The organism is Frankia sp. R43 (assembly GCF_001306465.1).
Classification (GTDB): Bacteria; Actinomycetota; Actinomycetes; order Frankiales; family Frankiaceae; genus Parafrankia; species Parafrankia irregularis.
Map to the genome: position 1 here is coordinate 687657 of NZ_LFCW01000002.1, position 23580 is coordinate 711236.

The window sequence follows — 23580 nt, forward strand, 5'->3', positions numbered from 1 at the left end:
TCCTCTCAGGCGTAGGTGCTGGCCGAGCCGGACGGCCCGCTCGGCTTCTTTCGATCAAGGAAGAACCAGACTCCGGTCCCGGTGGCATCGACCACGTCGTCCGTCAGGCCGCGCGGGTAGGCGAGCATCTCCGTCTCCGCCGCGGGCAGCCGCCGGGCGTGCACCACCTCGGGCAGGCCGTCCGCGCACCGGCGCTGGTAGTGGTTCAGCGTCCGGGCCGCGCGGAAGTCCTTCGGCTCGGACTGGTGCACAGTGATCACCCGCACCGGCAGGTCGTGCAGGATTTCCAGCCAGGCCTCGCCGCCCTGGTTGGTCTCGATCAGCACCGCGCCCACCTCCGGGTGCCGCGCGAGCACGCCCAGCACAGTGGTGCGCAGGTCCGCGGGGGGCAGGCGCAGCGAGGCGGCGTAGCGCACCACGCACCGGCGGATCTTCGGCGCCGGCCGGGCCAGCCCCACCACCGCCAGGCCGTAGGGGTGGGAGGCGGTCTTGGAGGTGGTGGCCGGGTCGATCGAGAGCAGCGCCCGCACCAGCGGCGGGTCCGCGTAGACGATGTCCCCCGGCCCCCAGTAGTCCCCGTCCAGCGAGACGGGCTGGTTGGCGAAGTTCTTGGCGTACGAGCGCGTGTGCTCGATGGACTCCAGGTAGGCCAGCGTCCACTTGCCCGGCCAGCACGAGCGGCGCGTGCCGTCTCCCCGGTCCACGATCGGCGCGAAGTGGTGCACCGCGAACCGCTCGGCCGCGAGCCGTTCGTCCAGCTCCGCCTCGGGCTCGGTGATGGTCCGCACGAGCTGGTGGATGATCGATCCGGCCATCACCACCGTGCCCACCACGACCACCCGCGCGAAGGCGTTGAGCGGCAGGATCGCGTCCACGATCGCGACCAGGCGCTTGCTGGCCTGGTACGCGCTGTACGTGCCCTCGTGGGGCTCGACGTCGTCCAGCACGAGCAGGTCTGGCCGCAGCGCGCCCACCTTCATGCCGAGCACGCCCGCGTCGATGCCTCGCGCGGCGAACACGAAGCCGCCGCGCTGCTGGATCATGTGCTGGGTGTCGGCCACGGTGGTGCCTCGGGGCCGCGTGGCCGGGGCGCACAGGTCCGGGTAGTCCTGCCGCAGCAGCGTGTTGGTCTCCAGCTCCCGGCGGAAGGTGTCCAGGTGCTGCTCGGCCTGCACCCCGGCATCGGCGAACGCGGCGATGAACCGCACCCACCCGTGCGCGGCGGCCCACAGCGGCAGGATCAGGAACAGGAGAGTGGTCTTGCCCGCGTTGCGCGGGGCCACCCAGACGTCCCGGTGCTCCGCTGGGCTGGACGGCGGCAGTGCCCACGTGCGCGCGTGCCGGAACAGCGCGAGGTGGAAGTCGGCGAACGTGATCTCCCCGTTGGTCTCGTCCCCGCGCAGGTGGTGCGGGCAGTACAGCAGCGCGAAGAGAAGGGGCGAGAGGCGTGTGAGCGTGCGTCGCCCCTCCGGGCTGGCCAGCAGCCGCTCGTCGAACGTGGCGAGCCACCCCTCCAGGTCGAACGTCTCCGCGTCCGCGTCCGGGCTGTACGGGTCTGCCACCCGCGGGCGCTCCAGCAGGGCGGTCAGCGCGCCTTCCCCTTCCCCTTGCTCTTCTTGATCGCGACGAGCTGCTTCACCGCGGCGGCACGGGAGGAGTGGTCGGCCTTCTTGCCGGCAGTCTCGCCGGTGCCCTTCTTCACCACCCGGTGCTTGCCGCCGCGTTTGGAGATCCGGTACGGCACGGCTACCCCTTCCCGCGCTCGGCGCTCTGGTGGTCCTCGTCCCTCCACTGCCGTGGCGTGCTGTCCGCGTGGTGCTCGCACAGCAGCAGCGCCCCCCGGCGGGCGTCCGACTCGTAGGCGCCGCGGCGTACCCCCGCCACGAATGCCAGGGCCGCCGGCTGCTCGCACCAGCCGAGACCACACCGGTACGACGCTGGCGCCGGGGAGGCCTGCCATCCCATGCGCCACGACCAACGCACCCACAGGCCGGTCCGGCTGGGCCCGCCGGAGTCAGGGTCTGGGACGAACCGGACCATGCCCTCGGCGAGAGACTGCTCACCCTGGAGGTCCGGCACCTCCGGGAGGAAGAGGTACTCGGTCGCGGCCCGGCCGCCGAGCTCGGGCGGATAGCAGCCCGGGTCGACCGGTGGCAGGTCCGGGCTCTCCACCAGCACCAGCAGCGCCATCCGCATGAAGTCGGCCGACACCCCGGCCACCCGCATGCCGGCGGGCAAGGTCAGAAGCTGGGCGATCGTGTCCTCGTCGAGAGTGATCACGGCCCGGCCCGGACGCTCCTCCAGCTCGGTGTCCCGCTCACCCATCGGCGCGCCCTTCCTGGGTGCCCTGGCGCAGCGCCTCCTCCTCGACCGCGGTCCGCGCCTTGGCCTCACGAATCAGCGCGGCCAGCTCGATGTCGGCCGGGTCCACGCGGGTGACCTGCACGTCCACCTGCCCGCGCTCGCCCCACCGCTGGGTGTGCCGGCGAGACAGCCAACCCATCGCCGCGCGCCAGTCCCCCTCGGCCGCCGCTCGTTGGACCACCGTCAGCGCGCGGATCACAGCCTTGGCCTCGGCCTGCTCGTATTCGGCGACGAAGCGGGCGTGCGCGGTGTCCTCCTGACCCTCCGCGAGGTCCCGGCGGCCGGCGCGCAGCCAGCCCAGCAGCGTGTTCTCCGCGACCCCGGCGAAGCGCGCGGCCTCCACCTGGTAGGCGCCGATGCCGATGGCGTCGCAGATCCGGGCCTGGACCTCCGGGGTGAGCCCACTGGGCCGGGCCATCAGCCACCCCCGCCGATCAGCCCGCCGGCTCGCGCCGAGGCCCGGTGTTCGTCCAGCACCGTGCGCGCGTCCGTGCTCTGCGGAGTCCAGCGACCCTGCCAGGAGGCGGTCATGGTGAGCGCGGCAGGCTGTCGGATGCCGCGCACCGCCATGCACCCGTGGTGCGCGGTGATCACGCATCCGGCCCCCACCGGATCCAGCGCGCCGGACACCGCGGCGGCCACCTGGTAGGTGAGGGTCTCCTGCACCTGGAGCCGGCGCGCGGAGTCCTCCACCACCCGCGCGAGCTTGGACAGCCCCACCAAGCGGCCCTGCTCCCCGGGCCGGTAGGCGACGGTGGCGGTGCCGGTGATGGGCAGCAGATGGTGCGCGCAGGTGGTGGTCACGCGGATGCCGGACACCACCACCAGGTCGCCGGACGGCGGGCCAGTGAAGGTGGTGGCCAGGTGCCGCGCCGGGTCCTCGCCGTAGCCGGACAGCCGCTCCGCCCACGCGCGCGCCACTCGCCCGGGGGTGTCCCGGGTGTGGTCGTCCGCCTGTACCCCGAAGGCATCCAGCAGCTCGGCCACCGCCGCGGCGGCCCTGTCCAGGTCCATCACCGGCCCCTTTCGTCGCCCCAGGCCAGGACGTGCAGGCGGTGGGTGGCGTTGAGGCCGTGCTCGGTGGCGGCCTGGGCCACCACGGGCCAGGTGGCGTCAAGCTCCGCCCGCGTGGTCCCGCGCGGCATCACCCACACCCGCACGCCGGGCCAGCGTGTGCGGGAGGCCAGTGCGGCGGCCTGGGCCACCTCGGCCTCGTCCGCGCACACCACCTTCAGGTGCACCCCGGTGCCCTCCCAGGCCAGCGCTGGCCAGTCCGGGTGCAGGGCGGGGTCCTGGTGGCCGCGGTGCGGGCCGGCGCTGGGCAGCTTGGGGGAGACCACCCAGGCGGTCACGGAGGCCAGGCTGACCTCGTTGGGGCCGCGGGTGCCGTTGGTCTCCACGTGGATGGTGTGGCCGCGGTCGCGCAGCAGGTCCAGCAACCGAGCCCACGCGGGGGAGTCCTGATGCAGCAGTGGCTCCCCACCGGTGATCACTACAATCGGCGTGCCCGCCTGCGCCGCCAGCGCCTCGGGTGAGGTGGGGGTGAGTTCCACCCGCAGGTCATAGCGCGACCCGTCCCAGGTGTACGCGGTGTCACACCAGGCGCACGAAAGATCGCATCCGCCGAGGCGGATGAACGTGGCCAGTCGGCCCGCGTGCGGCCCCTCTCCTTGCAGGGTTGGGCCGAAGACCTCTGACACCGGCAGGGTGGCCCCGCCGGCCCGCACCAGGGCCGTCACGAGGTCTCCCGCCAGGTCGCCCAGGTCTTGGGCGTCTCGGACACCGCCACCGACACGGAGACCCCTTTGGGGATCTCCACCAGCCGGGGCACCAGGTTGGCCAGGAACCGGGCGAGGTTCTCCGCGGTCGGGTTGAACTCCAGCTCGTCGTTGAGGTGCCTGTGGTCCAGCACTCCGTCGATCCAGCGCTTCACCGGGGCCAGCGCGCCGTAGTCCACGACGAATCCGACCGTGTCCAGCTTCTCGGCGGACAGGATCACCCGCGCGACGTAGTTGTGGCCATGCAGTCGGGCGCACTGGTGCCCATCGGGCAGCCCCTCCAGCACGTGCGAGGCCGAGAAGGGGAAGTCCTTGCTGATCTCATACATGTCATCTCCCCTCGGCGGCACCGACGGCACTGCGCCAAAAGTTGGGGTCGGCGTACTCCGTGGGGTCGAGCACGCCCGCGAGGTGGAGAGCCTCGGCGCGCTCGACGCAGGTTCCGCACCGGCCACAGTGCCGCTCGCCGCCCTCGTAGCAGGACCAGGTCAGCGCGACGGGAAGCCCGACCAAGCCGGCGATCCGGGCGATGTCAGCCTTGGAGGTGTGCACGTACGGTGCCTCGACGGTGACCGCACTGTCGGTGCCCCGCTGCGTAGCCTCGCTCGCCGCGGCGATGAACTCGGGCCGGCAGTCCGGGTAGATCGGATGGTCCCCAGTGTGGACGGCCGTCAGCACTCGGTCGCACCCGTGCGCCAGCGCGACGCCTGCGGCGGCCATGAGCAGGGTTGCGTTGCGGTTCGGCACCACCGTCGCCCGCATCGACTCCGCGGCGTAGTGCCCGTTCGGCACGCCCACCGCCGGGTCGGTCAGCGCGGAGCCGACCAGCAGCGAGCCCCAGGCAGTCAGATCGAGCACGAGGTGGGGCACCGCGTAGTGCGCGGCGACCTCGGCGGCGGCACGCAGCTCCCGAGCGTGGCGCTGTCCGTAGTCGACCGACAGCGCCAGTCGCGCGGTGTTCTCCTTCGCCCGTTCGGCGAGCAGGGTGGAGGAGTCCAGCCCCCCGGACAGCAGGACAAGGTCACGCGGCATCGGTGAGGCCCCTTCGGCGGCAGACGTGGCGACTTCCCCAGCGCCGCCAGATCGGTGGGTTCCAGGGAGCGACGCGGGCGGGGTCCTGTCCGAGAAGCGGCAGGGCACCCAGTCCGGCGCCGACGGGACGTCGCCCGTGCAGGTGAGCGTCGGCGGCGCTTGCGCCCTCGTAGTCGTTACCCGACACCGAGCTGAACAGGTGCGGTCCGCTGTTCGTGAACCGGACAGGTGGAGGGACAGGGATCCATTGGCGCAAGGCCTCGTCGGCGGCGGCATAGGAGAGACTCATCGCCTTCATCAGGTCCTGGCGCCCGCCGGCCTTGCTGGGGAGGCGCCCGGCTCGGACCAGCGGGGCTAGGTCGATCTCGTGTTCCATGAGGTGCCGATGGGCGCGAAGTATCGCCGCATGGTCGGCTACGGTCACTTGGCGTACGTCGCGTCCGTCGAAGTAGGCAATCCCGCCATAGCGGAACTGCACTGAGATATTGGAAGCGTCCGCGGAGTATGGCCGAGCCCTACGCAGGACGCTCAGCGCCCCAACACCGAGGGCGTGGATGCCTCCGCCGAGACGTTCGGCTCGACGCTGGAGCATCCCGACCCGCGCCGTCTGTGCCTCGCCGGGCATGCCGACCAGCCCTCCGACACAGACGTAACCGACCTCGCGCACCATTGCGTCGAACTCGGCGAGAGAGTCGCCGCGAGTGAACACCGGCATAACCGGAAGTCCGCGGTCGTGCAGCTTACGGGTGTTGGCCCGGGTGGCCGCGGGGTCGCCGATGACGTCGAGGGTGATTGCGTGGTCCCAGTGGCCGCGCCACCGCTCCAGGTACCACGCATACGCCCCCAGTTCAATCGGACGACCGCTGCTGTGAGCAGTGAAGGCGCCTGAGTCGATCATCATCTGACCGCACACGAGGTTCGTCCGAACGGCAGCGAGGTCGACGCTGGCGTTGAGCGCGTACGACAACAGCAGGTTGACGGACACGCTCACGTCCCGGCCAGGTCCAGCAGCACCCCGACGCGAGCCGCGTCGTCCGCACCGTCCACCGAGCGCCAACGTGCATACAACTCGTGGGAGACCTGCGCGCGAATGACCGGCCAGGCCGCGCGGTCGGTGTCGTCGAGAACGGCCTGGTCCGCCTCGTCCCCGGAGATCGCAGGGGATTCGCCCCCATCCATCCCGGCCCCGGATGGCCCAGGAACAGCGCACAACGCCACGAGCGCGTCGAAGTGGGTGTCGTCCCATCCGGCGAGCCGGCGCAGTTCGGCGTCCGCGGAGTCGAGATCGGCCAGCAGTCCGGTGAGCGCAGGCTCGTCCCACCCGCCGCGCGTGGTCGCCTCGTTCAGCGCGACGCCGAGCGCCTCGGCCTCGGCATCCGAGCGGGACGACCAGCCGTGCTCCACCGGCATCCGCCAGGTGCCGTCCTCCCCGCGCACGATGCCGTCCGGGGGGTCCTGGCCTTCGGCCTCCATCGCGCGCAGGGACTCCAGCCGCCCATGGCCGGCGATGATCCGCCCGGTGCGGCCGTCGTGCACTGCGGAGCCAGCGAACCCGAACCGCGTGATCAGGGCCTTGATGTGGTCGAGGTCGTGGGCCTTGGCGTTGCGCTCGGCCTCACGCACCTCACCCAGCGGCACGTAGGCGATCCATCGGGGTGAGCCGCCCGCGCCCGCACTCAGCCCCGTTTCGGGTGCCTGCGGACCGCTATCAGCTCTCGCCATGTCTCTGCCTACTTCCCTCGCGGCGGATGACAGCGCAGTGTAATGCTATGAGTACGGACGGGTGTCGAAGGTAGGGGGCTCGCCATGTCGGGACGGGCGCAGGCGGCCGTGGCTGCGGTGGTGTTCACGGGGGCGGTCGCTCTCGCGGTGGTTGTGCTCGTGCGGGACGGTGACCTGAACTCGGTGGCCACCGCGGTCGGCATTGCCACCGCGGCGATCGGCACTGTGCTGGCCCTACTGCGAAGCGAGCGAGCCAGCGCCGAGGCGCGTGAGGTCCGCGAGATCCTGCCCATCCCGCCGCGCGACGTCTCGCTGGAGCGCGGCGACCAGCCGGATGCGTAGCCGGTGCGCGCGGGCGAGCTGGTGGCCTACGCGATGTCCGGCGGGCTTGGTACTTCCCCGCTGCTGTTCGCGCTGACCACCGGCGGTGGGGACGGCGTGGGCGTGGGGACGGTGACCCAGCTCGGGGTGACCGGGGCGCTCGCGGCTGGGCTCGTGACGTTCGCCCGCACCGTGTACGCCCGCGAGGTGCGCCGAGCGGACGAGACCGCGGCGGAGCTGCGCACGCTCAACACCAAGGTGATGGAGGAGTACGCGCGGACGCTGGCCGAGGCCAACCGAGCTCTGTCCGACGCCGCCGCGACGCTGGCCAGGAGGTCGCCGTGAGCGATGAGCCGGAACGCATCTCCGCCACCACGGCGGCCAGCCTGGCGCGCCTGGACGCCCTGCTGATCCAGGTCCAGTCCGCCGTGGACGCCGTACGGGTCGAGATCGAGCGGGTGGCCCCGCCCGGCCGCACCAAGGAGGGAATCGGCGATGGCCTCACCGCCCCATGAGCAGCCAAGGCCCCTGGTCGAGTCCGTCAATGACCTGAGCCGCCAACTGGTGGGGGTGCGTGCCACCCTCACCCTCACCAACAACGTCCAGCAGGGCCGACTCGCCGTCCTGCGCCGCCTGGCCCTGGTTGCCACAGGCTCCGCCGCCCTGGCCACGGCCGGCGCCGTCGCCGCGCTGGTGCTGCTCCTTGGCGCGATAGGGGACCTGCGCGATCAGCAGGACGTCCTGGATGCCAAGACCACGGCCGACTGCGCGTTCCACCGGGAGGTCGCTGCCCTGCCCGATCTGGTGCGCTCCGTCCCGCGCTCGCCGGGGTCAATGCCGCCCACCGTCGGGCCGGTGACCTCCGCGCTGGGCCGGGAGTCCGCCAACGCCTACAGACTCGCCGGCTGCCCCGAGGTCTTCGGAGCGCTGCCAACCCACGCCTCGTCGAGACCCTCCGGGAGTCCTCGTGGCTGAATGGCCCTACATCCCTGCCCGCTGGCAGCCCTCACGCTCCGGCCAGTCCGTGATCTGGGTGGTACTGCACAGCATGGAGGCCCCGCTGCGCGCCGGCACCGCCGCCAGCGTGGGCCGCTACTTCCAGGGCGTCGAGCGGTACGCCTCCACCCACGTCGGCGTCGACCCGGGCGGCATCGTGCGCTACGTCCCGGATGCCTCGGGCTGCTACGGCGCGGAGCGCAACTCCAACAGGCGCGGCTGGCACATCGAGCAGGCCGGGTACGCGCGGTTCGCCGCGGAGTGGCACAGCCCGGATGGGCTGGCGATGCTGGACCGCTCGGCCGAGGCCGCGGCGTACGCCGCGCGGCAGTTCAACATCCCCGCGCGGATGCTGGCGGACCGCGAGGTGGCCGCGTACGCGCCCGGGTTCGTCCACCACGCCCAGCTCGCCCGGGTGTTCGGAGTGGCGGCCGGCCACACCGATCCCGGACTCAACTTCCCCTACGGCGAGCTGCTGACACGGGTGCGTGCCCGGCTTGGCCAGCCGTCGCTGGCCCCGGTGCCGGACCCGGCCCGCGCGGACAACCGCTTCCGCAGACTTCCCACGCTGCGCGCTGGCGCCCGGGACGACGCTGCCCGGGTGGCCGCGGCGCGGGCGAAGGGCGGCACGGTGCTCGATGCCGGTGTCCCGGTGCTCACCCTCCAGAGCGCGCTCAACGAGGCGATGGGCGCCAAGCTGGGCGGTGACGGGGTTTACGGCGACTTCACCGAGGACGCGGTCCGCCGCTTCCAGCAGTGGTGGCGTGGCAACGGGCTCGACCTGACCGTCGACGGCATCTGCGGCCCAGCCACCTGGTCCCAGCTCGACGTGGTGGCCGACCTCCAGGGGCGTTAGCCCTCGCGCTCGCTGGCTCGCCGCGCCATCCCGCGGGGCCGCCAGTACGACACGACCCACAGGAAGGCGACTAGCAAGGCAGCCAGGACCACGGCCATGGACACGTTCGCGGCGACAGCGCCGAAGGCGCCCAGGTTGGCCGCAGCCGAAATGGCGACGTAGACCGACAGCACGAGAATGATCAGGCTTCTGCGGCGACGGTTGCTCATGAGGACCCTGCCCGGGGTGAGGGATCGAACGCCCACGCGGGCGCGCTGATCCGCTCACGATACGTGGGCATATCCTCTCGTTCCGCTGCAGGGTCGCCGTGCACTGCCCGGCCGGTCACGCAGGACTGACGGTGGCCCTACGCGACACCCCAAAGCCGCGCGTACTCCGCCGAGGCCTTCGGGTTGCGCTTGGAGGTCAGCGACGAGCCCACGTTGGCCGGGTCGTCCTCGGAGAAGTACATCTCCCCGACGAAATCGAGGTCCGTCCGCGCGGCGCACCCCTCGAAGAAGCCGCGCATGCCCCGGATGAAGAACGCGCTGTCGCCGCCGCCCTTGTCGCCGCCAGCGTTCGGGGCGTTCTTGATCCCCCACTCCTGGAGCATGAAGCCCTTGCGGTGCTCGGCGGCGATGTTGGCCCACCACCGCGCCCCGCCGGCCTTGTCCAGCTCGCGGGCGAGCTCGGCGTCGGTGCGCGCGGGCGCGTAGTGGTCGTAGGCGTCCACGCCGATGACGTCCACCACGTCATCGCCCGGGTAGGCGTCCAGCGGGTTGTGGCTCGGCGGGTTCTGCGAGTAACCCTTGTTGGCGATCAGCGCGAACCGGGCCTTGCTGCCTGTCTCGCGCACCAGGACGCGCACCCGGCGCCAGGCGTCGCGGAACTTCCGCGCGTCGGCCGCGGAGTGGTGGAACCAGTCGCCGTTGTACTCCCAGGCCAGCGGCACGATCATCGGCGCGAACCCGGCGGCCTCCCGCGCCACCATCGCCTGGCCCATCGCGCGGATGTCCGCGTCGTAGCGGCCGGAAAGCACCTCGTCGGCCGTCACCGCGTTCTTCCCGGAGGTGACGTTCTGCCGCTCGGGGCCGAAGGACTGAGCCAGCACGAGGGTCATGCCCTTGTCCGTGAACGTGGTGGTGTTGATCAGGTGGGCCGAGCGCCACATCGTGGCCGCGTCCTTCTCGCGGTCGGAGTAGACCAGCCACATCCCGGGCCGGAACCCGAAGCGCCGGGCCCACTCGTCCGGCCCGGCCTGGGTGTAGTTGTTGCCCGCCAGGTAGGCGCCGGACAGCCACGTGCTCGCGGCCGGCGGCGGGGTCGACCCGCGCTCCACCGCGGTCAGCCGCTTCTCGATGTCGTCCATGCGGTCCAGCAGGACCTCGTGGTCCGTGAGCGTCGGTACGTTCACCCCGGTCATCTCGCTCCCCTTGCCGCAGGTACTCCCCGTAGACCACCGATACCTCTCTGGCGTCATAGATGCACCCTGTGTAGCGTGTCGTGGCGGTGGTTGTGGCTGGGAGGCCATGGGCGGAGAGCGGCTTACGTCGCTCTCCGCCCTGCCGCATCTGGGCCCCGGTGATCGCCGCCGAGGGTGCCGAGGGTGGCGAGGTCTGGAACACGCCGAGACCCCCGGCCGGTGCGGCACGGGGGTCTCGGCGTGTGAGGGCTACGAGCGGTGTGCCCTCACGGCTCGGTCGAGTTCCTTCGCGGTCACATGCCACCCGGCCGCGTAGTACCAGGTTGCCCTCAGCTCGCTGTTGGCGATCCAGTCGATGATGACTCTCGGTTTGACGCCAGCCCGCCTGGCTGCTGCGTAAAGCCCCAGTTCCTGACTCATCTCAACCCCCCGGAATCGATGGGTACCTGTGCGTGGTAAAGGAGCTTCCGCGCAGGTCAGGGTCCTGTCGAGGGGTGACCACGGGTTGTTGTCCGATCGTTGCCGTGCGACAAACGCGGGTAGTCCGAACGAGTCGGGTGACAAGGCCCCGTTCGGACCAGGGTTGATCGCCCGTCAGGCCTGGTCCGCGGGTGCGCCGATGGCGGCGACGGAGAGCGCCGCTTCGAGGGCGGCCCGCATCCGTGGGTCCTCGTCGGCGCGTACCATTCCGCGCGACGCAGGGGTTCGCAGGTGCGCGTCGTGGCCGGCGCGAACCATGGCCGCGGTGACCACAGGGATCGGCGTGCCGGCGGCGAGAACGAACGTGGCGCACCTCCAACGGTCGACGTGCACGCCCCGGTGCAGATGCTCGCACCGGCCACACGTCGCGCACGGCGGATCGAGATGGGGCCCATCGGTCGGACCATCCCATCCGGGACAGGTGCCGGGATGCGCCCACGGGCCCCCGGCGCACTCCAGACAGAAGGCGTGCCTACGGCCATGGAACCAGTCGTCCTTGGCGCGTTCCAGGTCCACTGGGACGCCAGTTGCCGTTGGCTGGGAGGTGGCCGGCGTGCCGGCGGCGCGTGCCCAAGGGCAGGGCCACCGCACGTAGTCGCACATCACGTCCGAGCAGCGGCGGCAGACGGTGACAGAGTCGCCGACCGCGGTGGCGTTGGGGATGACCTCGGGCTGGTGCTCGTAGTTTGGCGCACCGGTGGCGTCGAGGGCGGCGAGTGTCGCGCACCGGAGGCCCGTCCCATCGGGGTGGAATCGGGTCCGCGCGCCATCCGGCGTGTAGCAAAGATGATCGCCGACATGGAGAACTCTCACCGCGCGCTCCCGCGCCTCACCGGACTCGGCGCGTTCCGTCATTGCCTGGAGTTCGACGCGCAGCGCGTGCTCGTCGTCCAGTAGGACGCCGCTCTTGCGCTGCCAGCGGGCGCAGAGCTTCTCCAGTTCGGTGATCCGTTTGCGGAGCCCGTCGATCACGCCCTGCGGGCAACGGGCGGCGTGGGCGCCGCGGGGTTGGTCGCAGGTGCGGCAGGTCTGGGTCGCGGCGCTCCCGTCCGCACCGGTCGGCTCGGCCTCCTCGCCGGACATCACGCACGGCCCGATGATCCGCACCTCGCATTCGGACGTGCCGAGGAGGCGATCCACCGTGGTGTCGAGCGCGGCGGCGAAGCGAACCAGGTCCTCCAGGGAGAGCGGCTGCTCGCCGTCGAGAACGAGCGCGAGGTCGTCCACGGTCATCTCCATGGCTGCGGCGAGCTGGTGCTGGTCGAGCGAGCTGGCGACCCACGCCGCCCGCAGGTTGTCGACGATCTGGTCGTGCTCAGGGGCTGGCACGGTGGACCTCCCTCGTGGGCCAGATCGGTCCCATCGCGTCCCCGGCGTAGCGGGGGACGAGGTGGACGTGGAGGTGGAACATGGTCTGCGTGGCCGCCTCGCCAGTGGACTGGATGATGTTGATGCCGTCCGGCCGCAGCTCCTGGCGAAGCTTGCCGGCCACCAGGTGGACCACACCCATCAGCCCCTGCCAGGTCGAGCGGTCGACGTCCCAGATGCCCTCGTGGTGCCGGTTCGGAACCACGAGGGTGTGGCCGCGGGTGGCCGGATTGAGCGGTGTGAACGCGACGGACCCGGCGTAGCGGCGCAGGGCCTGCGCCTGGGCGCGGCCGGTGGCGATGTCGCAGAACGGGCAGGGTTCAGGCGCCACTGGGGGACTCCTCGTGGTGGTTGGTGCGGCACTCGGGACCAGAGACATGGTCGCCGCCCTTAGCCGGGGCGGACCGGGGAGTCAGGCCGCCCCACTGATCCACCGCGTAGCCGCGCTCCGTTCGGGCACCGTCGCGCACGTCGTAGCGTGGGTCCCCGCTCCACCCGCAGTAGCAGGCCCACGGGCCGTAGATGGTCCCGATGCCGACGTCGGCCTCGTCGCGGCTGCACTGATCGCCGCAGCTCGGGCAGACCTGACCCGTCTCGGCGGTGATCGCCCGCTCAGACACTGTCCTGCTCCTCGGCGGCGGCCGTGCCGGGCACCCGGTAGTGCGAGGCAAAGAGGCGCTCGACTTCCTCCGTGCCCGGCCAGCCGCACCTGCCGCATGGCAGCTCCGCGTGGATCACCGGGCAGTCCATCCACGCGCGCTCGGGCTCGGCCCCACTCGCGGCCATGGCGGCCGTGTCGGTTTCGTCGACCACGTGGTGGGTGACCTCGAACCCGGCAGCGGAGAGGAGTGCGCGTAGCAGCGTCACGCTCCCGGGCTCGGCGGTCGTGAGGTCGATCTCGGCAGTCGACCCACCAGGGGTGGCCGCGCGGATCCGGTGGCGCTCAGGCATCAGGTGAACCTCAGATCGGCCTCGGCCGCGTCGTCGCAGGGCACGCAGTCCGGGCCGCACTGACCGGCGACGTGCAGCGCATCCTCGACGCTGGCCTCTTGTGCCTCGCCATCCATCACGGCGCGATCCCACCCGCAGTCGTCGCACAGGTCATCGGTCGGGTCGGCACGGAGCGGTAGCTCGTCCCCGCAGGCGTCGCAGAAGCGGCGGGGTTCACGCATCACGCACTCCCTCACCGGTCGCGGTGTGGCGGCAGGAGCACGGCTCGTCCTCGCCGTCGTGGGTCGGCACCACGCCGGACCCGTTGCAGCGGTGGCAGCCCTCGGCGCCGAGCTCGGCTGGGGCGGGCTCCAGCGGCACCAGCGACGTCCTGATCAGGGACTCCATGTGGATGATCTCCCAGGTGTCGTACCGAGCCCTCTCGGGATCGGCGCGCAGCTCGGCGATCTGGGCTCGGGCCTCATCGGGGGAGCCGACGGGCGCGAAGGCGCACGACGAGCCGGCCCGCTCGCCGACGGTCTCCGTGCCCTGAACCCGCCACCAGCGCAGCGGGCCGAACGTGCCGAGCGTCCCCGGCCTGACGTAGTGGTCCGCCCCGGGCTCGCCCCAGATCTCGATGTCGCGGGCGACGGTGCCCGGCGGCGTGGACTCAGGCATCGGTCTGGTCACTGTCAGCCATGCCGCCGCCCCACGATCTCGGATGCGATGGTGCCGAGATTCCCAGCAAGGGCCTGGACGGCGTCGAGCTGAAAGTCGTCCAGGGCGTCCAGGGCGTCCCAGGCGGCGTCCTCTTTCTCGGCCCAGAGCAGTCCGATGGCGCGAGCCATGGTCGCCCGGGTGGCCGGCGTCGCGTCCCGGGTCACCAGAGGTCCCTCGTGGTCCGTACGCGCGAGAGCCTCGTGGCCACCAGCGCAGCCAGCCACAGCATCCCGGCGTGTGCGGCCTGGTCGCCGCGGTTGAGGCCCGGCTTCCACGGCATGCCGGGCACGCTGGTGGTGATGGTCATCTCGGCGAATGCCGGACTTCCGGTGACGGCCATGAGGCGCCGGATAGGCCAGCGCCGGTCGATGAACCCGTGGCTCGCCGCTGAGACGACGAATCCAGCCAGAAGGCCCCGACCGGACACCGGCACGCGAGTCACACGCACCGTCGCCCCGACCATGGCGGCCATCACCGCGTGATAGGCGGCGACGTGCCGCAGGTTCGCACACCAGCCCTCGGCGCCTGGCTTGTCCTTGCGGCCAGCCTGGTTGTCGGTCTGGCCCAGTAGGTTGTCGGCGACCTCGTGGGCGGCGAGGGCGGCGGCGAGGAGAGTCGGGAAGGCTGCGGACCGGTCGGTCTTCACCGCTCCTCCCGCTTGTCGAGGCGCCGACCGAGCACGCGGCAGCGCTCGCAGGGGTCGCCAAGCTCGGGCGGCGCGGCGTCGGCCAGGCAGGTGCAGGGGAGCTTCTCCACGTAGCTGGCGAGGCGCTCGATGGCCTCGCTGACGATGGAGACCTCCGCGAAGTCGCTGTCCGGCGGGTTGAGGCGGTCGATCACAAGATCGGCCACCATCCGGTACTCGCAGATGTCGATGCCGCCGGGCTCGCAGGTGCAGACCTCGTCCGGGTCGTGGCCCATCATTCGGGTCCTTCCTCGTCCCAGGGGATTCCAGGGATCTGCTGGGACCAGGCGGTGTCAGCGTCCGGGTCCCAGTCAGGCTCCTGTGATCGCGGCGCCGTGGTCCTGGCGTGGAGTTCGGGCCAGTCGAGACCCTCGTCGGGGCCGAACAGGATGGGCATCACACGCCCCCAGCCAGGTCGTCGGCCTCCAGCAGTTCCAGCAGCCGCTCGGCCGCGGGCCGCCGCAGCAGAATCTCTCCGCCGGAGACCGACAGGTCGTCGGCTTCCACGTCAGGAATCAGTCCGCGGAACCGCCCGGCGATGCCGCGCATGGTCTCGTTCTCGACGCGCTCGGCGGCCTCGCGGTCCCTCCAGGCAGCCATGGAGGCATCGGACCGGCGCCGGCCTGCCAGGTGCGGCCCACACAGCCCAGCCTCGCGCTGCTCGTCGGTCTTCAGCGTGCGACCGCAGGCCCGGCCGCCCCACGAACCGCCCGGCGGGTGCACCGTGGCCGGGCAGGTATCTGCGGCGCTCACTGGAACTCCTCCGGGCGCGGCGAGAGCAGACGGCGGGCCGCCGCGAGGGGCGTGTCGACCGCGTCCGCCAGCGTGCGGGCGACGTCGCCCATGTGCTGGCGGTAGTGCCCCTGGAAGTTCTCGTAGGTGACCTCGGGGGTCTCCTCGGGCTCCGCCGGCTCGCCGGTGGCAATGGCTGTGATCATGTGTCAGTCCTCCGTGGGTTCGGGGTAGAAGCGGGCGACGGCCTCGGGGTAGGTCAGCCCGCCCTCGCGCACCGAGGCGGCGAACTCCCCGGCGCGCTCGTCCTCGGCCTGGTCCTCCGGTAAGACGGGGAAGTCCCGGACGGCGCGGGCGGTGTGGTAACTGGCCCACCAGGTGGGGCCGTTCGAGCCGCCCTCGAACAGGGGCCGGTCGCGCTGGATCTCGTACTCCCAGGAGCCACCGTGGGGCTCGGCCCCGAGCACGGTGGCCGTGCCGCGCATGGCCTCCGGGTACTGCTGCGCGCGCCAGTGGTACACCCGGGCGCCGGGCGGGAGCGGGTGATCAGTCACCGCACACCCCAGTTCGGGCCGTTGTGGTCGGGAACGTTCTCCACTTCGAGCCGCTCGATGAGGAGGTTCCGGAGATCGCCGACAACGGCAATCGGGTCGCCGTCCCGGGCGGTCTGCGCGGCGTAGGTGTCGAGGTGGTCGAGGACGGCATTGAGGGCGCCGCCCATCTGCTCGGCGCTGGGCTCAACGACTCCGTGGTCGTCGGCGGACTCGTAGATCAGCTCGGCGATCCGTCCGCGAATCGGATCGTCAGTCATCGTCGCCCCGGGCGAGCAGCTCGTCGACCTGCGCGTCGACGAAGTCCCGGGTGGCCTGCACCGACTCCGAGCGGCGCCGAGCGATGATCACGTCCGGCTCGGCGAGCAGCCGGTTCCGGGTCGGCGTCGGGTCACCGTCCAGCGGAGTGGCCTGGCGGACCGCCCAGGCAAGGTCTTCCTCGAAGTCCTCCATGTCGCCAGGGCTGATCTGGTTCTCGCGGAACTCCTCCAGAGCCCGCTGGTAATCGCCCTCCGCCGCGAGGGCGCCCAGCCAGCCCATGGGTGAGAAGTCGGGGGCGCTCGGGTCGCTGATCTGGGTCATGAGATCTCCTCGGCTCCGTCAGCAGCGACGCCGACGCAGGCCTGCATGTCGTTGTCGAGGACGCGGCGCCACGCCGCGGTCGGGGTGAGCCCTTCGGCGCGAGCCGCCACGCGGACCCGGGCGGCACGCCACAGGTCGGGTTCGTCGATGTACTCCGGGAGGCCGCGGCGGTGGCGAAAGTCGAACAGCGCCCACGAGTAGGCGCTCATCAGGTTGGGCTCGTCATCGGTGCGGGCGGCACGTTCGGCTTCGGTGTCGGTGACCGCACGGAGGTCCACGACAACGTCCGCGCTCATGTAGACCGCGCCGCAGCCCGGCTCGGCAGTCATCCCACGCCGCCAGCCGCCGCCAGCGCGGCGCTGTAGGCGGGCGAGGTCTGGCGCACGACCCCACGGCGCCGGTCCTCCTCGACCAGCGCGCCGTAGTAGAGCCGCTCGACCTCGTCCATGCCGAGCCGGTCCACTGCGAAGTCCCAGTACCGCGCCACGATGACCGCGTGCCGGCAGGCCAGCTCCGGCGGCAGCGCCACCAGGCGGGAGTCATCCAGGTAGCGGGCCGGGTAGTGCTCGCGGGCGTAGCCGGCACCCTCCCAGCGCCGCTTCCAGACGTGCAGCAGGGCCGCGCCCTTGTCCAGGTCGTGCAGCTCATCCCATGCGGGCAGGTCGGAGACCCGCCGCGGGTCGAACAGGGCGTTGAGGCGCTCGCGCTCGCCGTTGGTCAGACGGGCGTCGAAGCCGTTGGGCCAGGTCAGTTGCAACGCACCCCAGTAGGCGCGCTCCACCCGGCCGCAGTTGCGCCCGTGCTCGTCGGCCACGGTGGCCAGCGCCTCGCGGGTGGTGCCCGTCAGGTGCTCGACCGGGGTCACAGGGGCTGGCGTCACCAGCAGGGTGCGGCCCCGGTCCAGGGCGAAGGTCAGCGGTTCGGTCATCGGGTCGTTCCCTCGGCGGTGAAGTTCCGGGTCAGCCAGTCGTCGTAGTCGTGCTCGCGAAAGACCGGCAGGTGATTGGCCTCGTGCACGGCGAGCAGCACCTCGATGGGCACCGCGTCCAACTCCTCGCTGTCCGGCAGCGGCACGCCGGAGCCGGTCAGCAGGTTCGGGTGCGCGCGGGCCAGGTGGGCGATCAGTGCCTCGCGGTCGACGTCGGGATTGGCCATCACCAGTCGCCCAGCCGCGTGTGGTGTTGGCAGTCGTTCCGGCTCTCGATCTCGGCGGGCTCCATCGCCCGCACGTTCACGATTGCCGTGAGATCGACCTCGACGGTCGCGTCTGGGTATTCGAGGCCAAAGGACTCGGTCTCGCCTCCAGCAGCCAGGACGGCGCACCGCCAGCATCGAGAAATCCCATGATCGGGATCGGGGTACTGGTTTCTCGGATCGTCGTCCGAACAGGAGGACCGGTCGTGTTCCCGAATCTCGTTCGCTACGAGCCGTCCGATTTCCGTGGCGAGGTCGTTGGCGCGCCCGGCCCAGTCGCCAACCGAGAACGTTGTCTTCTTGAACACAGGATCTCCGTTAGATGTCGTGGCGGACGGCCCCGAGCTGCCACCAGGAGGTGCAACTCAGGCTCAAGGCGATGGTCTTGACCAGGTGCGCGACCAGTGCGGCAGGGTCGACGACGGCGCTCACCGGCGTCCGCGTGCCCTTGACGCCGTAGAAGCGGCTCACGGCTGCACCCGCTCGGCGTTGTCCGGCAGCTGGTCGGCGTACTCGTCCGGGATGGCGCCCTGGTGCCAGAGGTTGGCGGTGTGGAACAGCTCGCCGCCCTCGTCGAGGCGGAAGGCGAAGGGGTGGCCGCCGAAGCCCGGCAGCGGGTCGCCCTCGGGGCCGACCACGTAGTGCTCCCCGCCTGAGCGGATGACCTGCTGACCCTTGTCCGTGCGATCTCCGTTCGCGTGCCAGGCGATCTTTTCGTCCCAGAACTGCGCGACGAAGGGATCGAGCCCGTTCGCCATCGTCACCACCCCCGCTCGCGGAAGCGGCGGAGCTGCACGCGCAGCGCGTCATCCGCACTGCCGGCCGCGGAGTCGGAGACCACCTGCGGGGTGAACGCCTGCGCGCCCGCCTGATAGTGGCCGGTGATCTCGTAGTGGTGGCCGGGGCCAAAGGCGTCGGGAACGCGCTCGGCGCGCAGGGTGACGTGGTGCGGCACGGCCAGCAGGTGCACGCGGGTGGCGGTGTCGGTCGACCCGGCGGTCTCGTCCGCCGGGTCGGTGGTGGTCTGGTCCATGCGGTACCTCTCGGTGGATGGTGTGGGGTGGTGTTTCGAGAGAGGCAGAGAGGTCCCCGGGCATGCGAAAGCCCAGGGACTCGTCACCCCCCGCCAGGCCAGCCGGCCCGGCAGTAGTGGCGCTCGTCGTCGCGGTCGGCGGCCTCGCCGAGCACCCGCGCCCGGTCGAGCACGTCCATGCCTTCCAGGCGAGCGAGCACCAAGGTGGCCGCGTCCCACAGCGCGCCGCCGCGCTCCACCTCGCCGGCGTCCCCCAGCTCGGCCGCGCGGTCGAGCATGTCGACGGCCACCTCCTCGGGGCCGCCAGAGTCCGGGTCGGAGCCCAGGCGCAGCACGGCCACCAGCCCGGCCTGCACGCCGACAGCAGCGATATCGAGGTCAGGCACGGCCACCCTCAGGGAGGTTCGCGGCGGCGTGCTCGGCGGCGGTGCGGTGGCCGGTCACCTTGTCGTAGGGGATGGGGACAGGCGCGAGGTTCGGGCTGTCCGGGTTGCGGAGGCTCACGGACTTCGTGTTGACCCGCAACACCCGGTGCCAGCGGGAGCCGCCGCACTGGATGTAGTCGCCCTTGGCAAAGTCGGTGGGCCGCCAGACCTTCTTGCCAGCTGCCTCTGCGGCGGCAACGTGGGCCTTCCAGTGGGCGATCTGCTCGTCAAGCTGGGCGAGCTTCGCTGTGATGCGCGGATAGGCCGGGGAGTCCTCCGAGAACCGGTCGAGGTCGCGCGCCAGGCGGCGGCGTTCGGCCTCCAGCCGGTCAATGCGGCGCAGGGTGACGTAGACGTTCTCCCGGTACTGCTGGGAGATCTCGGCGGACTGCGCGCGCCCCTCCCAATGGGTGGCCTTGCGGCCCTCCTCCACGGCCTTGTCCCAGCCGCGGTCGATGCGGGCGAGTACCCTCCTGTGCCCGGCCTCGGAGTGATGGCCGACGAGCACCGGCTGGCCGAACGGGATGTGCTTCTGGATCTCGCGGGCGCCCGCCTCGGCGGCTGCCGAGCGCTTGGCGGCGTTCTGCGCGTACCCGGCGAACCGGCCCGCGCGGGAATCGGCCCGCTCCGCGCGCTCAGCCTCCACCTCGGCGGTGGGGCGCGGGGTGTCGTCCACCTCCACGGCCACCTCGAAGCCTGCGGCACGCAGAGCCTTCGCGGCGGCCTCGATGCGCCAGGAGGACATCCGGTCCCGGCTCCCACGGATGCGCCAGGCGCCGTACCGGAACCAGAAGCCGTTGGCCTTGAGGACGTCCCCAGCGCCGTCGCCCTTGCTGGTGCCCTCGGCGACGGTGCCCTCGGCGTGAGTGTGCGAGATCGTGATCATTCGGCGCCGTCCGGCATGAACTGGTCGTAGAGGCCCTCCAGGACTCCGTAGAGGGCCTCGTCGGACCCGTCGGTCTGCTCCCGGCGGTCGTACTCGGTGAAGAGGACCTCCCGGGTCCCGTTGACGTCCAGGCCGTGGCAGTCGGCGCCGTCGAGGTAGGCGCAACCGGTGCCGACGCTGGCGCCGTCACGCACCGGCCGGCGGGCGTGCACCTCAACCCCGGTGAGCTGGTTGAACGTGACGGCCCCCTCGGGGCCAGAGACGAGGTGGACGGGGAAGCTTCCGGCGCTGATCGCCGGGTGCTGGCGGCGGGTGCGGGTGAGGTCGGACATCAGGCGTCGCCTCCTTCGAGGACGGGCGTCTGTGGCATGGGGGAGAGGTCGTCCACCACCCGCTCGACGGCGGTCATCAGCCGGACCATCTGGCCGGCCTGCTCCTGATCCCCGGCGGTGTGGGCCTCGCGCAGGAGGCTCAGGTATGCGCGGTTCGCGCTGAACCCGCGCTGCGAGGCGTCCTGACGACTCGTGACCGGGCCGAGGTCGGCGGTCAGTGCCTCCCGGACGTTGACCAGGTCGGTGGCGGTGGGCTCCAGATCGGTCTCGCTTACGACCAGGCGGGTGCGCAGAGCGTCAGAAAGCAGGCCGATCCGGCTGCGCAGCTCCCAGACGTCCGCGTTGTACTGAGCGTCCGGGCCCTCGGAGTCGGTCGGCTGCCCGGCAGCGTCCAGCAGTTCGGCGAAACCGCCGCGGGTCGGCCCGCTCACGCCACGTCGTCCGTCCGGGCGATGAACCCCTCGATCAGCTCCTCGGTCACCTCGTTGACGGCGGTCATCTCGCGAGTGACTCTGACGATCTCGTCTAGGTCGCCACGCAGGACTGCCCGGCGAAGCGCACCGAGGTCAGAGCTGTGGGCCCCAAGGGCGCGGACGTACACCCCGTTGACATCGCGGATCGGGCCAGGCGCGCTCATGTGGCGAAAGGCGGCAGCCTTCTCTGCGGCGTTGGGCTCGATGTCGGCCTCGGTCGCAAGCCTCAGATTGGCGGCGAACGTGCTCACAGCAGCTCCTGCGGAACTCGGATGATGCCGGCGGCGGTCAGCGCCAGTACCTGGCGGGCGGCAAGGGTGGTGGGCGCGGCGAGGGGCTCGGCGACGGTGCGGGGCCGGGTGTGCTGACCGACCCGGCGCATCCGGCGCGGCTTGCCCTGCGGGCGCATCGGCTCGTGGGCAGGGGAATCCTCGGTGAACATGCGACTGCTCCTCTCAGGCGGCGGTGGCCAGCGCCGGGCTGGCAGCGACGGGCAGGACGGGAACGGCGGCGAGTGCGAGCTCGTAGCGGGCGGCCTCGACGGCGGCGAGCACCTCGTCGGCCTTCTCGGGCAGTTCGACGTAGGCCAGCTCGTCCTCGGCCGCGGCCAGCAGCTCGTCCAGGTCGCCCTCGTCGGGGTTCTCGGCGGCGTAGGTGGCGAGCGCGTCCAGGCCGTCCACCACCGCGTCCAACAGGGAGCCGTTGGCCATCTCGCCCCAGCCGGGGTGCCCCCAGCCCTCGTCCCAGCGGTCGTCGAGTGTCACCGGGTCTCCCTTCACACCCCGTGATCTCGGGGATCAAGCGCAGTATACGTCAGTGTAAAGAGAGAGACGGAGAGATGAGAGAACTGGCGGGCGCGCCTCGCGCGGCATGAGAAAGGCCGCCGTGCCAGGCATTACTGCCCTGGCGCGGCGGCCGGATGGCGTGGGTTCCCTGGGTCAGGTGCGGTCGAGTGGTGGACAGGGCTCGTCGGATGGCTGGGCGCCAACCTTGCGCAGGGCCTGCGCCAGCAGGTCGCGGCGTACCTCGGCGCGCCGATCAGGCGTGAGGGAGTCCGCGGTGATGATTAGTGCCAGGGTCCGGCCGCCGTGGCGTGCGATCCGTACGTAGCCCTCAACCCCGGGCGGAAGGGTCGCCGATCCCCAAAGGCGCTCGACCATATCCACGGTCTGTAACCGTATCGTCGCTGAGAGCCACAGGTGGTCTCTCCATCCCTACGTTCGGACACGCCTGTCACAAAGGGTGACTGGTGACATCACAACTATCACCATGGGTTAGGTGCCCCTTGAATGCATCGTGACCGAGCGCCTGGATCTCGTGCAGGGTCTCCTCGCGGAGGACGACACCCTGGACCCCGAGCGATGGGGGCGAATGGAGGGATGGGCCGAGGCCCTGACCTGGATCTGCGGCCTGATCCGCGGCGCCGATCTCCCGGTGTCCGCGGAGATGAAGGGTGTGGCCCGAGCGGTCAGCCGCCCTGGCGACGTTCCCAGTCCCGCAGCATCTCCTCCACGACCGCCGCGAGACGACCGCGATCCTCGGGTGACATCTGCGGCGCCACGGTAGTGGCCCGGCCGGAGACCTGGTACCACTCCTCTACTGTCACCGCTGGCGGGGCCTGTGGGAACTCGAAGACCAGGCGCCGGTCGCTCTCGACAGGCTCGGGCTCCTGTCCATCCACTGCCACCCGCTGAGCTGACCCCGGCCGCCAGGCCATCGCCCCATCCACGTCCAGCAGTGCCTGCACGGTGGCGGACGGCAGGGAGCCGCGGTCCAGGGCGTCGAACAGGTCGTCCGCGCTGGGCAGTGCGGGCAGCAGGCCCTCCGTTAGCGCGGTCCAGATCCCCACGGGGATCTCGGTGGCGGGGTCGACCCCACGCTCGGCACACCGAGCCTCGATCTCGCGGCGGAGTCGGGCCGGCAGCTCCTCCAGCGGGGTGGGTTCCTCGCCGTGCACCGCCACCCGCAGGGCGGACCGGGGAGTCCACTCCATGCGCTTGCTCCACTTGGACAGGCCCGTCAGCAGGGCGGGTCGCCCGTCGCGGAGGCTGTAGAGAGTCGAGCTGGTCCCTCCGGCGCCGGCCAGCCACCCGCGCTGAATGCGCCGGTGCTCCACGGCCTCGTACAGGGCTTGCGACTGATCCGGCGTCGTGACCGCGCGCCCGCGCCCGTCGACGGGCGTCGGGCCCGGCTCGTCGTGTCCCACTGCCATGGTCACAGCATCCCATCCCGCCTCGACAGTCGGCCGTGCAACACCGTCATCTTCCCGGACATCGCGTCACACCTCGGAACGTGACGCGCTCGTCGCTGTGTGAAGAGAGACTCGCTGCGATTCGCCCGCGGTTCTCTCTGTCTCTCTCTTCTAACTGACGTAGACTGCCGATGACTGGCGGTGCGACGGTGATGGGAGGAGATATGCGGTGATCGGAAGAGGGAAGCGCCCGAGTCCTGCCGGCCCCGATGGGCTGGACGGACTCTTCGGGCGGATCGACGCGCTTGCGGACGGAGCGGTGCTGACCGCCCCACAGGTGGCGGAGATCTTCGGTGTCAGGGACCGGACAGTAACCGCCTGGGCACGCGATGGCCAGCTCGCCGGGCTGTTCCACAGTCGCCGCGTCGGCTGGCGCTTCACCCCGGCGGACCTGCGGACGTTCGCGAAGCGCCACTACCACCAGGCCGCGCCCGCGGCTGCATGACAGCGGCCGGGCGCGGGGGGTG

The 23580-nt window shown here is 71.4% G+C and carries 48 protein-coding genes; 6 read left to right on the forward strand and 42 right to left on the reverse strand.

Going from position 1 to position 23580, the window contains the following annotated elements; all coding sequences use genetic code 11:
* Window positions 1-5: 5 nt before the first annotated feature.
* Genes ACG83_RS10700 through ACG83_RS10740 form a run of 10 tightly spaced genes read right to left on the reverse strand, consistent with a single transcriptional unit; the run spans window position 6 to window position 6896 of the window.
* Window positions 6-1562 carry a hypothetical protein gene (locus tag ACG83_RS10700; protein ID WP_054565994.1) on the reverse strand — a complete coding sequence of 519 codons (1557 nt, stop codon included), beginning with the start codon at window positions 1560-1562 and terminating at the stop codon, window positions 6-8.
* A gap of 23 nt (window positions 1563-1585) precedes the next feature.
* Window positions 1586-1744 (reverse strand): hypothetical protein, encoded by a 159-nt coding sequence (locus ACG83_RS45315; RefSeq protein ID WP_158230803.1) that lies wholly within the window; start codon window positions 1742-1744, stop codon window positions 1586-1588.
* A 2-nt stretch (window positions 1745-1746) separates the two neighbouring features.
* Window positions 1747-2325 (reverse strand): hypothetical protein, encoded by a 579-nt coding sequence (locus tag ACG83_RS10705; RefSeq protein ID WP_054565995.1) that lies wholly within the window; start codon window positions 2323-2325, stop codon window positions 1747-1749.
* Entirely contained in the window at window positions 2318-2782 is a 465-nt protein-coding gene (locus tag ACG83_RS45980) for a hypothetical protein (RefSeq protein WP_054565996.1), read from the reverse strand. Before ACG83_RS45980 ends, ACG83_RS10705 begins: the two co-directional genes overlap by 8 nt.
* Entirely contained in the window at window positions 2782-3378 is a 597-nt protein-coding gene (folE, locus tag ACG83_RS10715; RefSeq protein WP_054565997.1) for a GTP cyclohydrolase I, read from the reverse strand. Before folE ends, ACG83_RS45980 begins: the two co-directional genes overlap by 1 nt.
* Window positions 3378-4103, reverse strand: coding sequence for a radical SAM protein (locus ACG83_RS10720; RefSeq protein ID WP_255354721.1), 726 nt, complete (start codon window positions 4101-4103; stop codon window positions 3378-3380). The genes folE and ACG83_RS10720 overlap by 1 nt, the downstream gene beginning before the upstream one ends.
* Window positions 4100-4471, reverse strand: coding sequence for a 6-carboxytetrahydropterin synthase (locus ACG83_RS10725; RefSeq protein WP_054565998.1), 372 nt, complete (start codon window positions 4469-4471; stop codon window positions 4100-4102). Before ACG83_RS10725 ends, ACG83_RS10720 begins: the two co-directional genes overlap by 4 nt.
* A 1-nt stretch (window position 4472) precedes the next feature.
* The gene (queC, locus tag ACG83_RS10730; protein ID WP_054565999.1) at window positions 4473-5174 is read right to left on the reverse strand and encodes a 7-cyano-7-deazaguanine synthase QueC; all 702 of its coding nucleotides are present in this window, start codon (window positions 5172-5174) and stop codon (window positions 4473-4475) included.
* Window positions 5164-6165: a hypothetical protein gene (locus ACG83_RS10735; RefSeq protein WP_054566000.1), complete on the reverse strand. Its 1002-nt coding sequence runs from the start codon at window positions 6163-6165 to the stop codon at window positions 5164-5166. The genes queC and ACG83_RS10735 overlap by 11 nt, the downstream gene beginning before the upstream one ends.
* Window positions 6162-6896, reverse strand: a complete 735-nt coding sequence (locus tag ACG83_RS10740) for a hypothetical protein (RefSeq protein WP_152991330.1) — start codon at window positions 6894-6896, stop codon at window positions 6162-6164. Before ACG83_RS10740 ends, ACG83_RS10735 begins: the two co-directional genes overlap by 4 nt.
* 84 nt (window positions 6897-6980) lie before the next feature.
* On the opposite strand from ACG83_RS10740, the gene ACG83_RS10745 reads away from it, so the two are divergent.
* The 5 genes from ACG83_RS10745 to ACG83_RS10760 are packed head-to-tail and all read left to right on the forward strand — an operon-like array spanning window position 6981 to window position 9069.
* Window positions 6981-7238: a hypothetical protein gene (locus ACG83_RS10745; RefSeq protein WP_054566002.1), complete on the forward strand. Its 258-nt coding sequence runs from the start codon at window positions 6981-6983 to the stop codon at window positions 7236-7238.
* A 3-nt stretch (window positions 7239-7241) separates the two neighbouring features.
* The gene (locus ACG83_RS10750) at window positions 7242-7562 is read left to right on the forward strand and encodes a hypothetical protein (protein ID WP_054566003.1); all 321 of its coding nucleotides are present in this window, start codon (window positions 7242-7244) and stop codon (window positions 7560-7562) included.
* The gene (locus tag ACG83_RS45325) at window positions 7559-7732 is read left to right on the forward strand and encodes a hypothetical protein (protein ID WP_161934738.1); all 174 of its coding nucleotides are present in this window, start codon (window positions 7559-7561) and stop codon (window positions 7730-7732) included. The genes ACG83_RS10750 and ACG83_RS45325 overlap by 4 nt, the downstream gene beginning before the upstream one ends.
* On the forward strand, window positions 7713-8192 hold the full coding sequence (locus ACG83_RS10755; protein ID WP_054566004.1) for a hypothetical protein: 480 nt from the start codon (window positions 7713-7715) through the stop codon (window positions 8190-8192). Before ACG83_RS45325 ends, ACG83_RS10755 begins: the two co-directional genes overlap by 20 nt.
* The gene (locus tag ACG83_RS10760; protein ID WP_054566005.1) at window positions 8185-9069 is read left to right on the forward strand and encodes a peptidoglycan-binding domain-containing protein; all 885 of its coding nucleotides are present in this window, start codon (window positions 8185-8187) and stop codon (window positions 9067-9069) included. The genes ACG83_RS10755 and ACG83_RS10760 overlap by 8 nt, the downstream gene beginning before the upstream one ends.
* On the opposite strand, the gene ACG83_RS10765 is transcribed toward ACG83_RS10760, so the two are convergent.
* The 32 genes from ACG83_RS10765 to ACG83_RS10915 all read right to left on the reverse strand — a co-directional run bounded on the left by ACG83_RS10765 (window position 9066) and on the right by ACG83_RS10915 (window position 23074).
* Window positions 9066-9278, reverse strand: coding sequence for a hypothetical protein (locus ACG83_RS10765; RefSeq protein WP_076829299.1), 213 nt, complete (start codon window positions 9276-9278; stop codon window positions 9066-9068). The two genes, ACG83_RS10760 and ACG83_RS10765, sit on opposite strands and share 4 nt — an antisense overlap.
* Before the next feature lie 137 nt (window positions 9279-9415).
* On the reverse strand, window positions 9416-10471 hold the full coding sequence (locus ACG83_RS10770) for a glycosyl hydrolase (protein WP_054566007.1): 1056 nt from the start codon (window positions 10469-10471) through the stop codon (window positions 9416-9418).
* A gap of 594 nt (window positions 10472-11065) precedes the next feature.
* Window positions 11066-12280: a helix-turn-helix domain-containing protein gene (locus ACG83_RS10775; RefSeq protein ID WP_054566008.1), complete on the reverse strand. Its 1215-nt coding sequence runs from the start codon at window positions 12278-12280 to the stop codon at window positions 11066-11068.
* A complete protein-coding gene (locus ACG83_RS10780) occupies window positions 12267-12650 on the reverse strand; it encodes an HIT family protein (RefSeq protein ID WP_054566009.1) in 384 nt (127 codons plus the stop codon). The genes ACG83_RS10775 and ACG83_RS10780 overlap by 14 nt, the downstream gene beginning before the upstream one ends.
* Window positions 12640-12939, reverse strand: a complete 300-nt coding sequence (locus ACG83_RS45330; RefSeq protein WP_054566010.1) for a hypothetical protein — start codon at window positions 12937-12939, stop codon at window positions 12640-12642. Before ACG83_RS45330 ends, ACG83_RS10780 begins: the two co-directional genes overlap by 11 nt.
* Window positions 12932-13270 carry a hypothetical protein gene (locus ACG83_RS10790; protein WP_054566011.1) on the reverse strand — a complete coding sequence of 113 codons (339 nt, stop codon included), beginning with the start codon at window positions 13268-13270 and terminating at the stop codon, window positions 12932-12934. The genes ACG83_RS45330 and ACG83_RS10790 overlap by 8 nt, the downstream gene beginning before the upstream one ends.
* The gene (locus tag ACG83_RS10795) at window positions 13270-13491 is read right to left on the reverse strand and encodes a hypothetical protein (RefSeq protein WP_152991332.1); all 222 of its coding nucleotides are present in this window, start codon (window positions 13489-13491) and stop codon (window positions 13270-13272) included. The genes ACG83_RS10790 and ACG83_RS10795 overlap by 1 nt, the downstream gene beginning before the upstream one ends.
* The gene (locus tag ACG83_RS10800; protein ID WP_152991333.1) at window positions 13484-13927 is read right to left on the reverse strand and encodes a hypothetical protein; all 444 of its coding nucleotides are present in this window, start codon (window positions 13925-13927) and stop codon (window positions 13484-13486) included. The genes ACG83_RS10795 and ACG83_RS10800 overlap by 8 nt, the downstream gene beginning before the upstream one ends.
* A gap of 14 nt (window positions 13928-13941) precedes the next feature.
* Complete coding sequence (locus ACG83_RS10805) at window positions 13942-14133, reverse strand: hypothetical protein (protein WP_054566014.1); 192 nt, start codon at window positions 14131-14133, stop codon at window positions 13942-13944.
* Window positions 14130-14615 carry a hypothetical protein gene (locus ACG83_RS10810; protein WP_054566015.1) on the reverse strand — a complete coding sequence of 162 codons (486 nt, stop codon included), beginning with the start codon at window positions 14613-14615 and terminating at the stop codon, window positions 14130-14132. The genes ACG83_RS10805 and ACG83_RS10810 overlap by 4 nt, the downstream gene beginning before the upstream one ends.
* The gene (locus ACG83_RS10815) at window positions 14612-14890 is read right to left on the reverse strand and encodes a hypothetical protein (RefSeq protein ID WP_054566016.1); all 279 of its coding nucleotides are present in this window, start codon (window positions 14888-14890) and stop codon (window positions 14612-14614) included. Before ACG83_RS10815 ends, ACG83_RS10810 begins: the two co-directional genes overlap by 4 nt.
* Before the next feature lie 160 nt (window positions 14891-15050).
* Entirely contained in the window at window positions 15051-15407 is a 357-nt protein-coding gene (locus ACG83_RS10820; protein ID WP_054566017.1) for a hypothetical protein, read from the reverse strand.
* Window positions 15404-15592 (reverse strand): hypothetical protein, encoded by a 189-nt coding sequence (locus ACG83_RS10825; RefSeq protein ID WP_054566018.1) that lies wholly within the window; start codon window positions 15590-15592, stop codon window positions 15404-15406. The genes ACG83_RS10820 and ACG83_RS10825 overlap by 4 nt, the downstream gene beginning before the upstream one ends.
* 3 nt (window positions 15593-15595) lie before the next feature.
* Window positions 15596-15940, reverse strand: a complete 345-nt coding sequence (locus ACG83_RS10830) for a hypothetical protein (protein ID WP_152991334.1) — start codon at window positions 15938-15940, stop codon at window positions 15596-15598.
* Window positions 15937-16197 (reverse strand): hypothetical protein, encoded by a 261-nt coding sequence (locus ACG83_RS10835; protein ID WP_054566020.1) that lies wholly within the window; start codon window positions 16195-16197, stop codon window positions 15937-15939. The genes ACG83_RS10830 and ACG83_RS10835 overlap by 4 nt, the downstream gene beginning before the upstream one ends.
* Window positions 16190-16519: a hypothetical protein gene (locus ACG83_RS10840; protein ID WP_054566021.1), complete on the reverse strand. Its 330-nt coding sequence runs from the start codon at window positions 16517-16519 to the stop codon at window positions 16190-16192. Before ACG83_RS10840 ends, ACG83_RS10835 begins: the two co-directional genes overlap by 8 nt.
* Window positions 16516-16848: a hypothetical protein gene (locus ACG83_RS10845; protein ID WP_152991335.1), complete on the reverse strand. Its 333-nt coding sequence runs from the start codon at window positions 16846-16848 to the stop codon at window positions 16516-16518. Before ACG83_RS10845 ends, ACG83_RS10840 begins: the two co-directional genes overlap by 4 nt.
* The gene (locus ACG83_RS10850; protein ID WP_054566023.1) at window positions 16845-17447 is read right to left on the reverse strand and encodes a hypothetical protein; all 603 of its coding nucleotides are present in this window, start codon (window positions 17445-17447) and stop codon (window positions 16845-16847) included. The genes ACG83_RS10845 and ACG83_RS10850 overlap by 4 nt, the downstream gene beginning before the upstream one ends.
* Window positions 17444-17674 (reverse strand): hypothetical protein, encoded by a 231-nt coding sequence (locus ACG83_RS10855; RefSeq protein ID WP_152991336.1) that lies wholly within the window; start codon window positions 17672-17674, stop codon window positions 17444-17446. The genes ACG83_RS10850 and ACG83_RS10855 overlap by 4 nt, the downstream gene beginning before the upstream one ends.
* Window positions 17674-18021 (reverse strand): hypothetical protein, encoded by a 348-nt coding sequence (locus ACG83_RS10860; protein ID WP_054566025.1) that lies wholly within the window; start codon window positions 18019-18021, stop codon window positions 17674-17676. The genes ACG83_RS10855 and ACG83_RS10860 overlap by 1 nt, the downstream gene beginning before the upstream one ends.
* A gap of 10 nt (window positions 18022-18031) precedes the next feature.
* On the reverse strand, window positions 18032-18184 hold the full coding sequence (locus ACG83_RS45335; protein ID WP_161934739.1) for a hypothetical protein: 153 nt from the start codon (window positions 18182-18184) through the stop codon (window positions 18032-18034).
* Entirely contained in the window at window positions 18181-18471 is a 291-nt protein-coding gene (locus ACG83_RS10865) for a hypothetical protein (RefSeq protein WP_054566026.1), read from the reverse strand. The genes ACG83_RS45335 and ACG83_RS10865 overlap by 4 nt, the downstream gene beginning before the upstream one ends.
* 2 nt (window positions 18472-18473) lie before the next feature.
* Window positions 18474-18746, reverse strand: a complete 273-nt coding sequence (locus ACG83_RS10870; RefSeq protein WP_054566027.1) for a hypothetical protein — start codon at window positions 18744-18746, stop codon at window positions 18474-18476.
* 83 nt (window positions 18747-18829) lie between these two features.
* Window positions 18830-19132 carry a hypothetical protein gene (locus tag ACG83_RS10875; RefSeq protein WP_152991337.1) on the reverse strand — a complete coding sequence of 101 codons (303 nt, stop codon included), beginning with the start codon at window positions 19130-19132 and terminating at the stop codon, window positions 18830-18832.
* On the reverse strand, window positions 19125-20057 hold the full coding sequence (locus tag ACG83_RS10880) for a DUF3560 domain-containing protein (RefSeq protein WP_054566029.1): 933 nt from the start codon (window positions 20055-20057) through the stop codon (window positions 19125-19127). Before ACG83_RS10880 ends, ACG83_RS10875 begins: the two co-directional genes overlap by 8 nt.
* The gene (locus ACG83_RS10885; protein ID WP_054566030.1) at window positions 20054-20389 is read right to left on the reverse strand and encodes a hypothetical protein; all 336 of its coding nucleotides are present in this window, start codon (window positions 20387-20389) and stop codon (window positions 20054-20056) included. The genes ACG83_RS10880 and ACG83_RS10885 overlap by 4 nt, the downstream gene beginning before the upstream one ends.
* Window positions 20389-20820, reverse strand: a complete 432-nt coding sequence (locus ACG83_RS10890; RefSeq protein ID WP_054566031.1) for a hypothetical protein — start codon at window positions 20818-20820, stop codon at window positions 20389-20391. The genes ACG83_RS10885 and ACG83_RS10890 overlap by 1 nt, the downstream gene beginning before the upstream one ends.
* Window positions 20817-21113, reverse strand: coding sequence for a hypothetical protein (locus ACG83_RS10895; protein ID WP_054566032.1), 297 nt, complete (start codon window positions 21111-21113; stop codon window positions 20817-20819). Before ACG83_RS10895 ends, ACG83_RS10890 begins: the two co-directional genes overlap by 4 nt.
* On the reverse strand, window positions 21110-21304 hold the full coding sequence (locus ACG83_RS10900; protein ID WP_054566033.1) for a hypothetical protein: 195 nt from the start codon (window positions 21302-21304) through the stop codon (window positions 21110-21112). Before ACG83_RS10900 ends, ACG83_RS10895 begins: the two co-directional genes overlap by 4 nt.
* Before the next feature lie 13 nt (window positions 21305-21317).
* Window positions 21318-21626 carry a hypothetical protein gene (locus tag ACG83_RS10905; protein WP_152991338.1) on the reverse strand — a complete coding sequence of 103 codons (309 nt, stop codon included), beginning with the start codon at window positions 21624-21626 and terminating at the stop codon, window positions 21318-21320.
* Between the two features lie 174 nt (window positions 21627-21800).
* A complete protein-coding gene (locus tag ACG83_RS10910; RefSeq protein WP_152991339.1) occupies window positions 21801-22028 on the reverse strand; it encodes a hypothetical protein in 228 nt (75 codons plus the stop codon).
* A 302-nt stretch (window positions 22029-22330) separates the two neighbouring features.
* On the reverse strand, window positions 22331-23074 hold the full coding sequence (locus ACG83_RS10915; protein ID WP_152991340.1) for a hypothetical protein: 744 nt from the start codon (window positions 23072-23074) through the stop codon (window positions 22331-22333).
* Window positions 23075-23282: 208 nt separating this feature from the next.
* On the opposite strand from ACG83_RS10915, the gene ACG83_RS10920 reads away from it, so the two are divergent.
* A complete protein-coding gene (locus tag ACG83_RS10920; protein ID WP_054566037.1) occupies window positions 23283-23558 on the forward strand; it encodes a helix-turn-helix domain-containing protein in 276 nt (91 codons plus the stop codon).
* The last annotated feature ends 22 nt before the right edge of the window (window positions 23559-23580 follow it).

Coding starts and splice junctions, on each gene's coding strand:
- ACG83_RS10885 (WP_054566030.1), bottom strand. CDS start 20,389: ATGTCCGACCTCACCCGCACCCGCCGCCAGCACCCGGCGATCAGCGCC.
- queC (WP_054565999.1), bottom strand. CDS start 5,174: ATGCCGCGTGACCTTGTCCTGCTGTCCGGGGGGCTGGACTCCTCCACC.
- folE (WP_054565997.1), bottom strand. CDS start 3,378: ATGGACCTGGACAGGGCCGCCGCGGCGGTGGCCGAGCTGCTGGATGCC.
- ACG83_RS10770 (WP_054566007.1), bottom strand. CDS start 10,471: ATGACCGGGGTGAACGTACCGACGCTCACGGACCACGAGGTCCTGCTG.
- ACG83_RS10725 (WP_054565998.1), bottom strand. CDS start 4,471: ATGTATGAGATCAGCAAGGACTTCCCCTTCTCGGCCTCGCACGTGCTG.
- ACG83_RS10800 (WP_152991333.1), bottom strand. CDS start 13,927: ATGCCTGAGTCCACGCCGCCGGGCACCGTCGCCCGCGACATCGAGATC.
- ACG83_RS10915 (WP_152991340.1), bottom strand. CDS start 23,074: ATGGCAGTGGGACACGACGAGCCGGGCCCGACGCCCGTCGACGGGCGC.
- ACG83_RS10740 (WP_152991330.1), bottom strand. CDS start 6,896: ATGGCGAGAGCTGATAGCGGTCCGCAGGCACCCGAAACGGGGCTGAGT.
- ACG83_RS10855 (WP_152991336.1), bottom strand. CDS start 17,674: ATGGCCAATCCCGACGTCGACCGCGAGGCACTGATCGCCCACCTGGCC.
- ACG83_RS10865 (WP_054566026.1), bottom strand. CDS start 18,471: ATGGCGAACGGGCTCGATCCCTTCGTCGCGCAGTTCTGGGACGAAAAG.
- ACG83_RS10790 (WP_054566011.1), bottom strand. CDS start 13,270: ATGCCTGAGCGCCACCGGATCCGCGCGGCCACCCCTGGTGGGTCGACT.
- ACG83_RS10835 (WP_054566020.1), bottom strand. CDS start 16,197: ATGACTGACGATCCGATTCGCGGACGGATCGCCGAGCTGATCTACGAG.
- ACG83_RS10850 (WP_054566023.1), bottom strand. CDS start 17,447: ATGACCGAACCGCTGACCTTCGCCCTGGACCGGGGCCGCACCCTGCTG.
- ACG83_RS10880 (WP_054566029.1), bottom strand. CDS start 20,057: ATGATCACGATCTCGCACACTCACGCCGAGGGCACCGTCGCCGAGGGC.
- ACG83_RS45980 (WP_054565996.1), bottom strand. CDS start 2,782: ATGGCCCGGCCCAGTGGGCTCACCCCGGAGGTCCAGGCCCGGATCTGC.
- ACG83_RS10795 (WP_152991332.1), bottom strand. CDS start 13,491: ATGCGTGAACCCCGCCGCTTCTGCGACGCCTGCGGGGACGAGCTACCG.
- ACG83_RS10765 (WP_076829299.1), bottom strand. CDS start 9,278: ATGAGCAACCGTCGCCGCAGAAGCCTGATCATTCTCGTGCTGTCGGTC.
- ACG83_RS10870 (WP_054566027.1), bottom strand. CDS start 18,746: ATGGACCAGACCACCACCGACCCGGCGGACGAGACCGCCGGGTCGACC.
- ACG83_RS10755 (WP_054566004.1), top strand. CDS start 7,713: ATGGCCTCACCGCCCCATGAGCAGCCAAGGCCCCTGGTCGAGTCCGTC.
- ACG83_RS10845 (WP_152991335.1), bottom strand. CDS start 16,848: ATGACTGCCGAGCCGGGCTGCGGCGCGGTCTACATGAGCGCGGACGTT.
- ACG83_RS10825 (WP_054566018.1), bottom strand. CDS start 15,592: ATGATCACAGCCATTGCCACCGGCGAGCCGGCGGAGCCCGAGGAGACC.
- ACG83_RS10900 (WP_054566033.1), bottom strand. CDS start 21,304: ATGTTCACCGAGGATTCCCCTGCCCACGAGCCGATGCGCCCGCAGGGC.
- ACG83_RS10840 (WP_054566021.1), bottom strand. CDS start 16,519: ATGACCCAGATCAGCGACCCGAGCGCCCCCGACTTCTCACCCATGGGC.
- ACG83_RS10705 (WP_054565995.1), bottom strand. CDS start 2,325: ATGGGTGAGCGGGACACCGAGCTGGAGGAGCGTCCGGGCCGGGCCGTG.
- ACG83_RS10815 (WP_054566016.1), bottom strand. CDS start 14,890: ATGGGCCACGACCCGGACGAGGTCTGCACCTGCGAGCCCGGCGGCATC.
- ACG83_RS10745 (WP_054566002.1), top strand. CDS start 6,981: ATGTCGGGACGGGCGCAGGCGGCCGTGGCTGCGGTGGTGTTCACGGGG.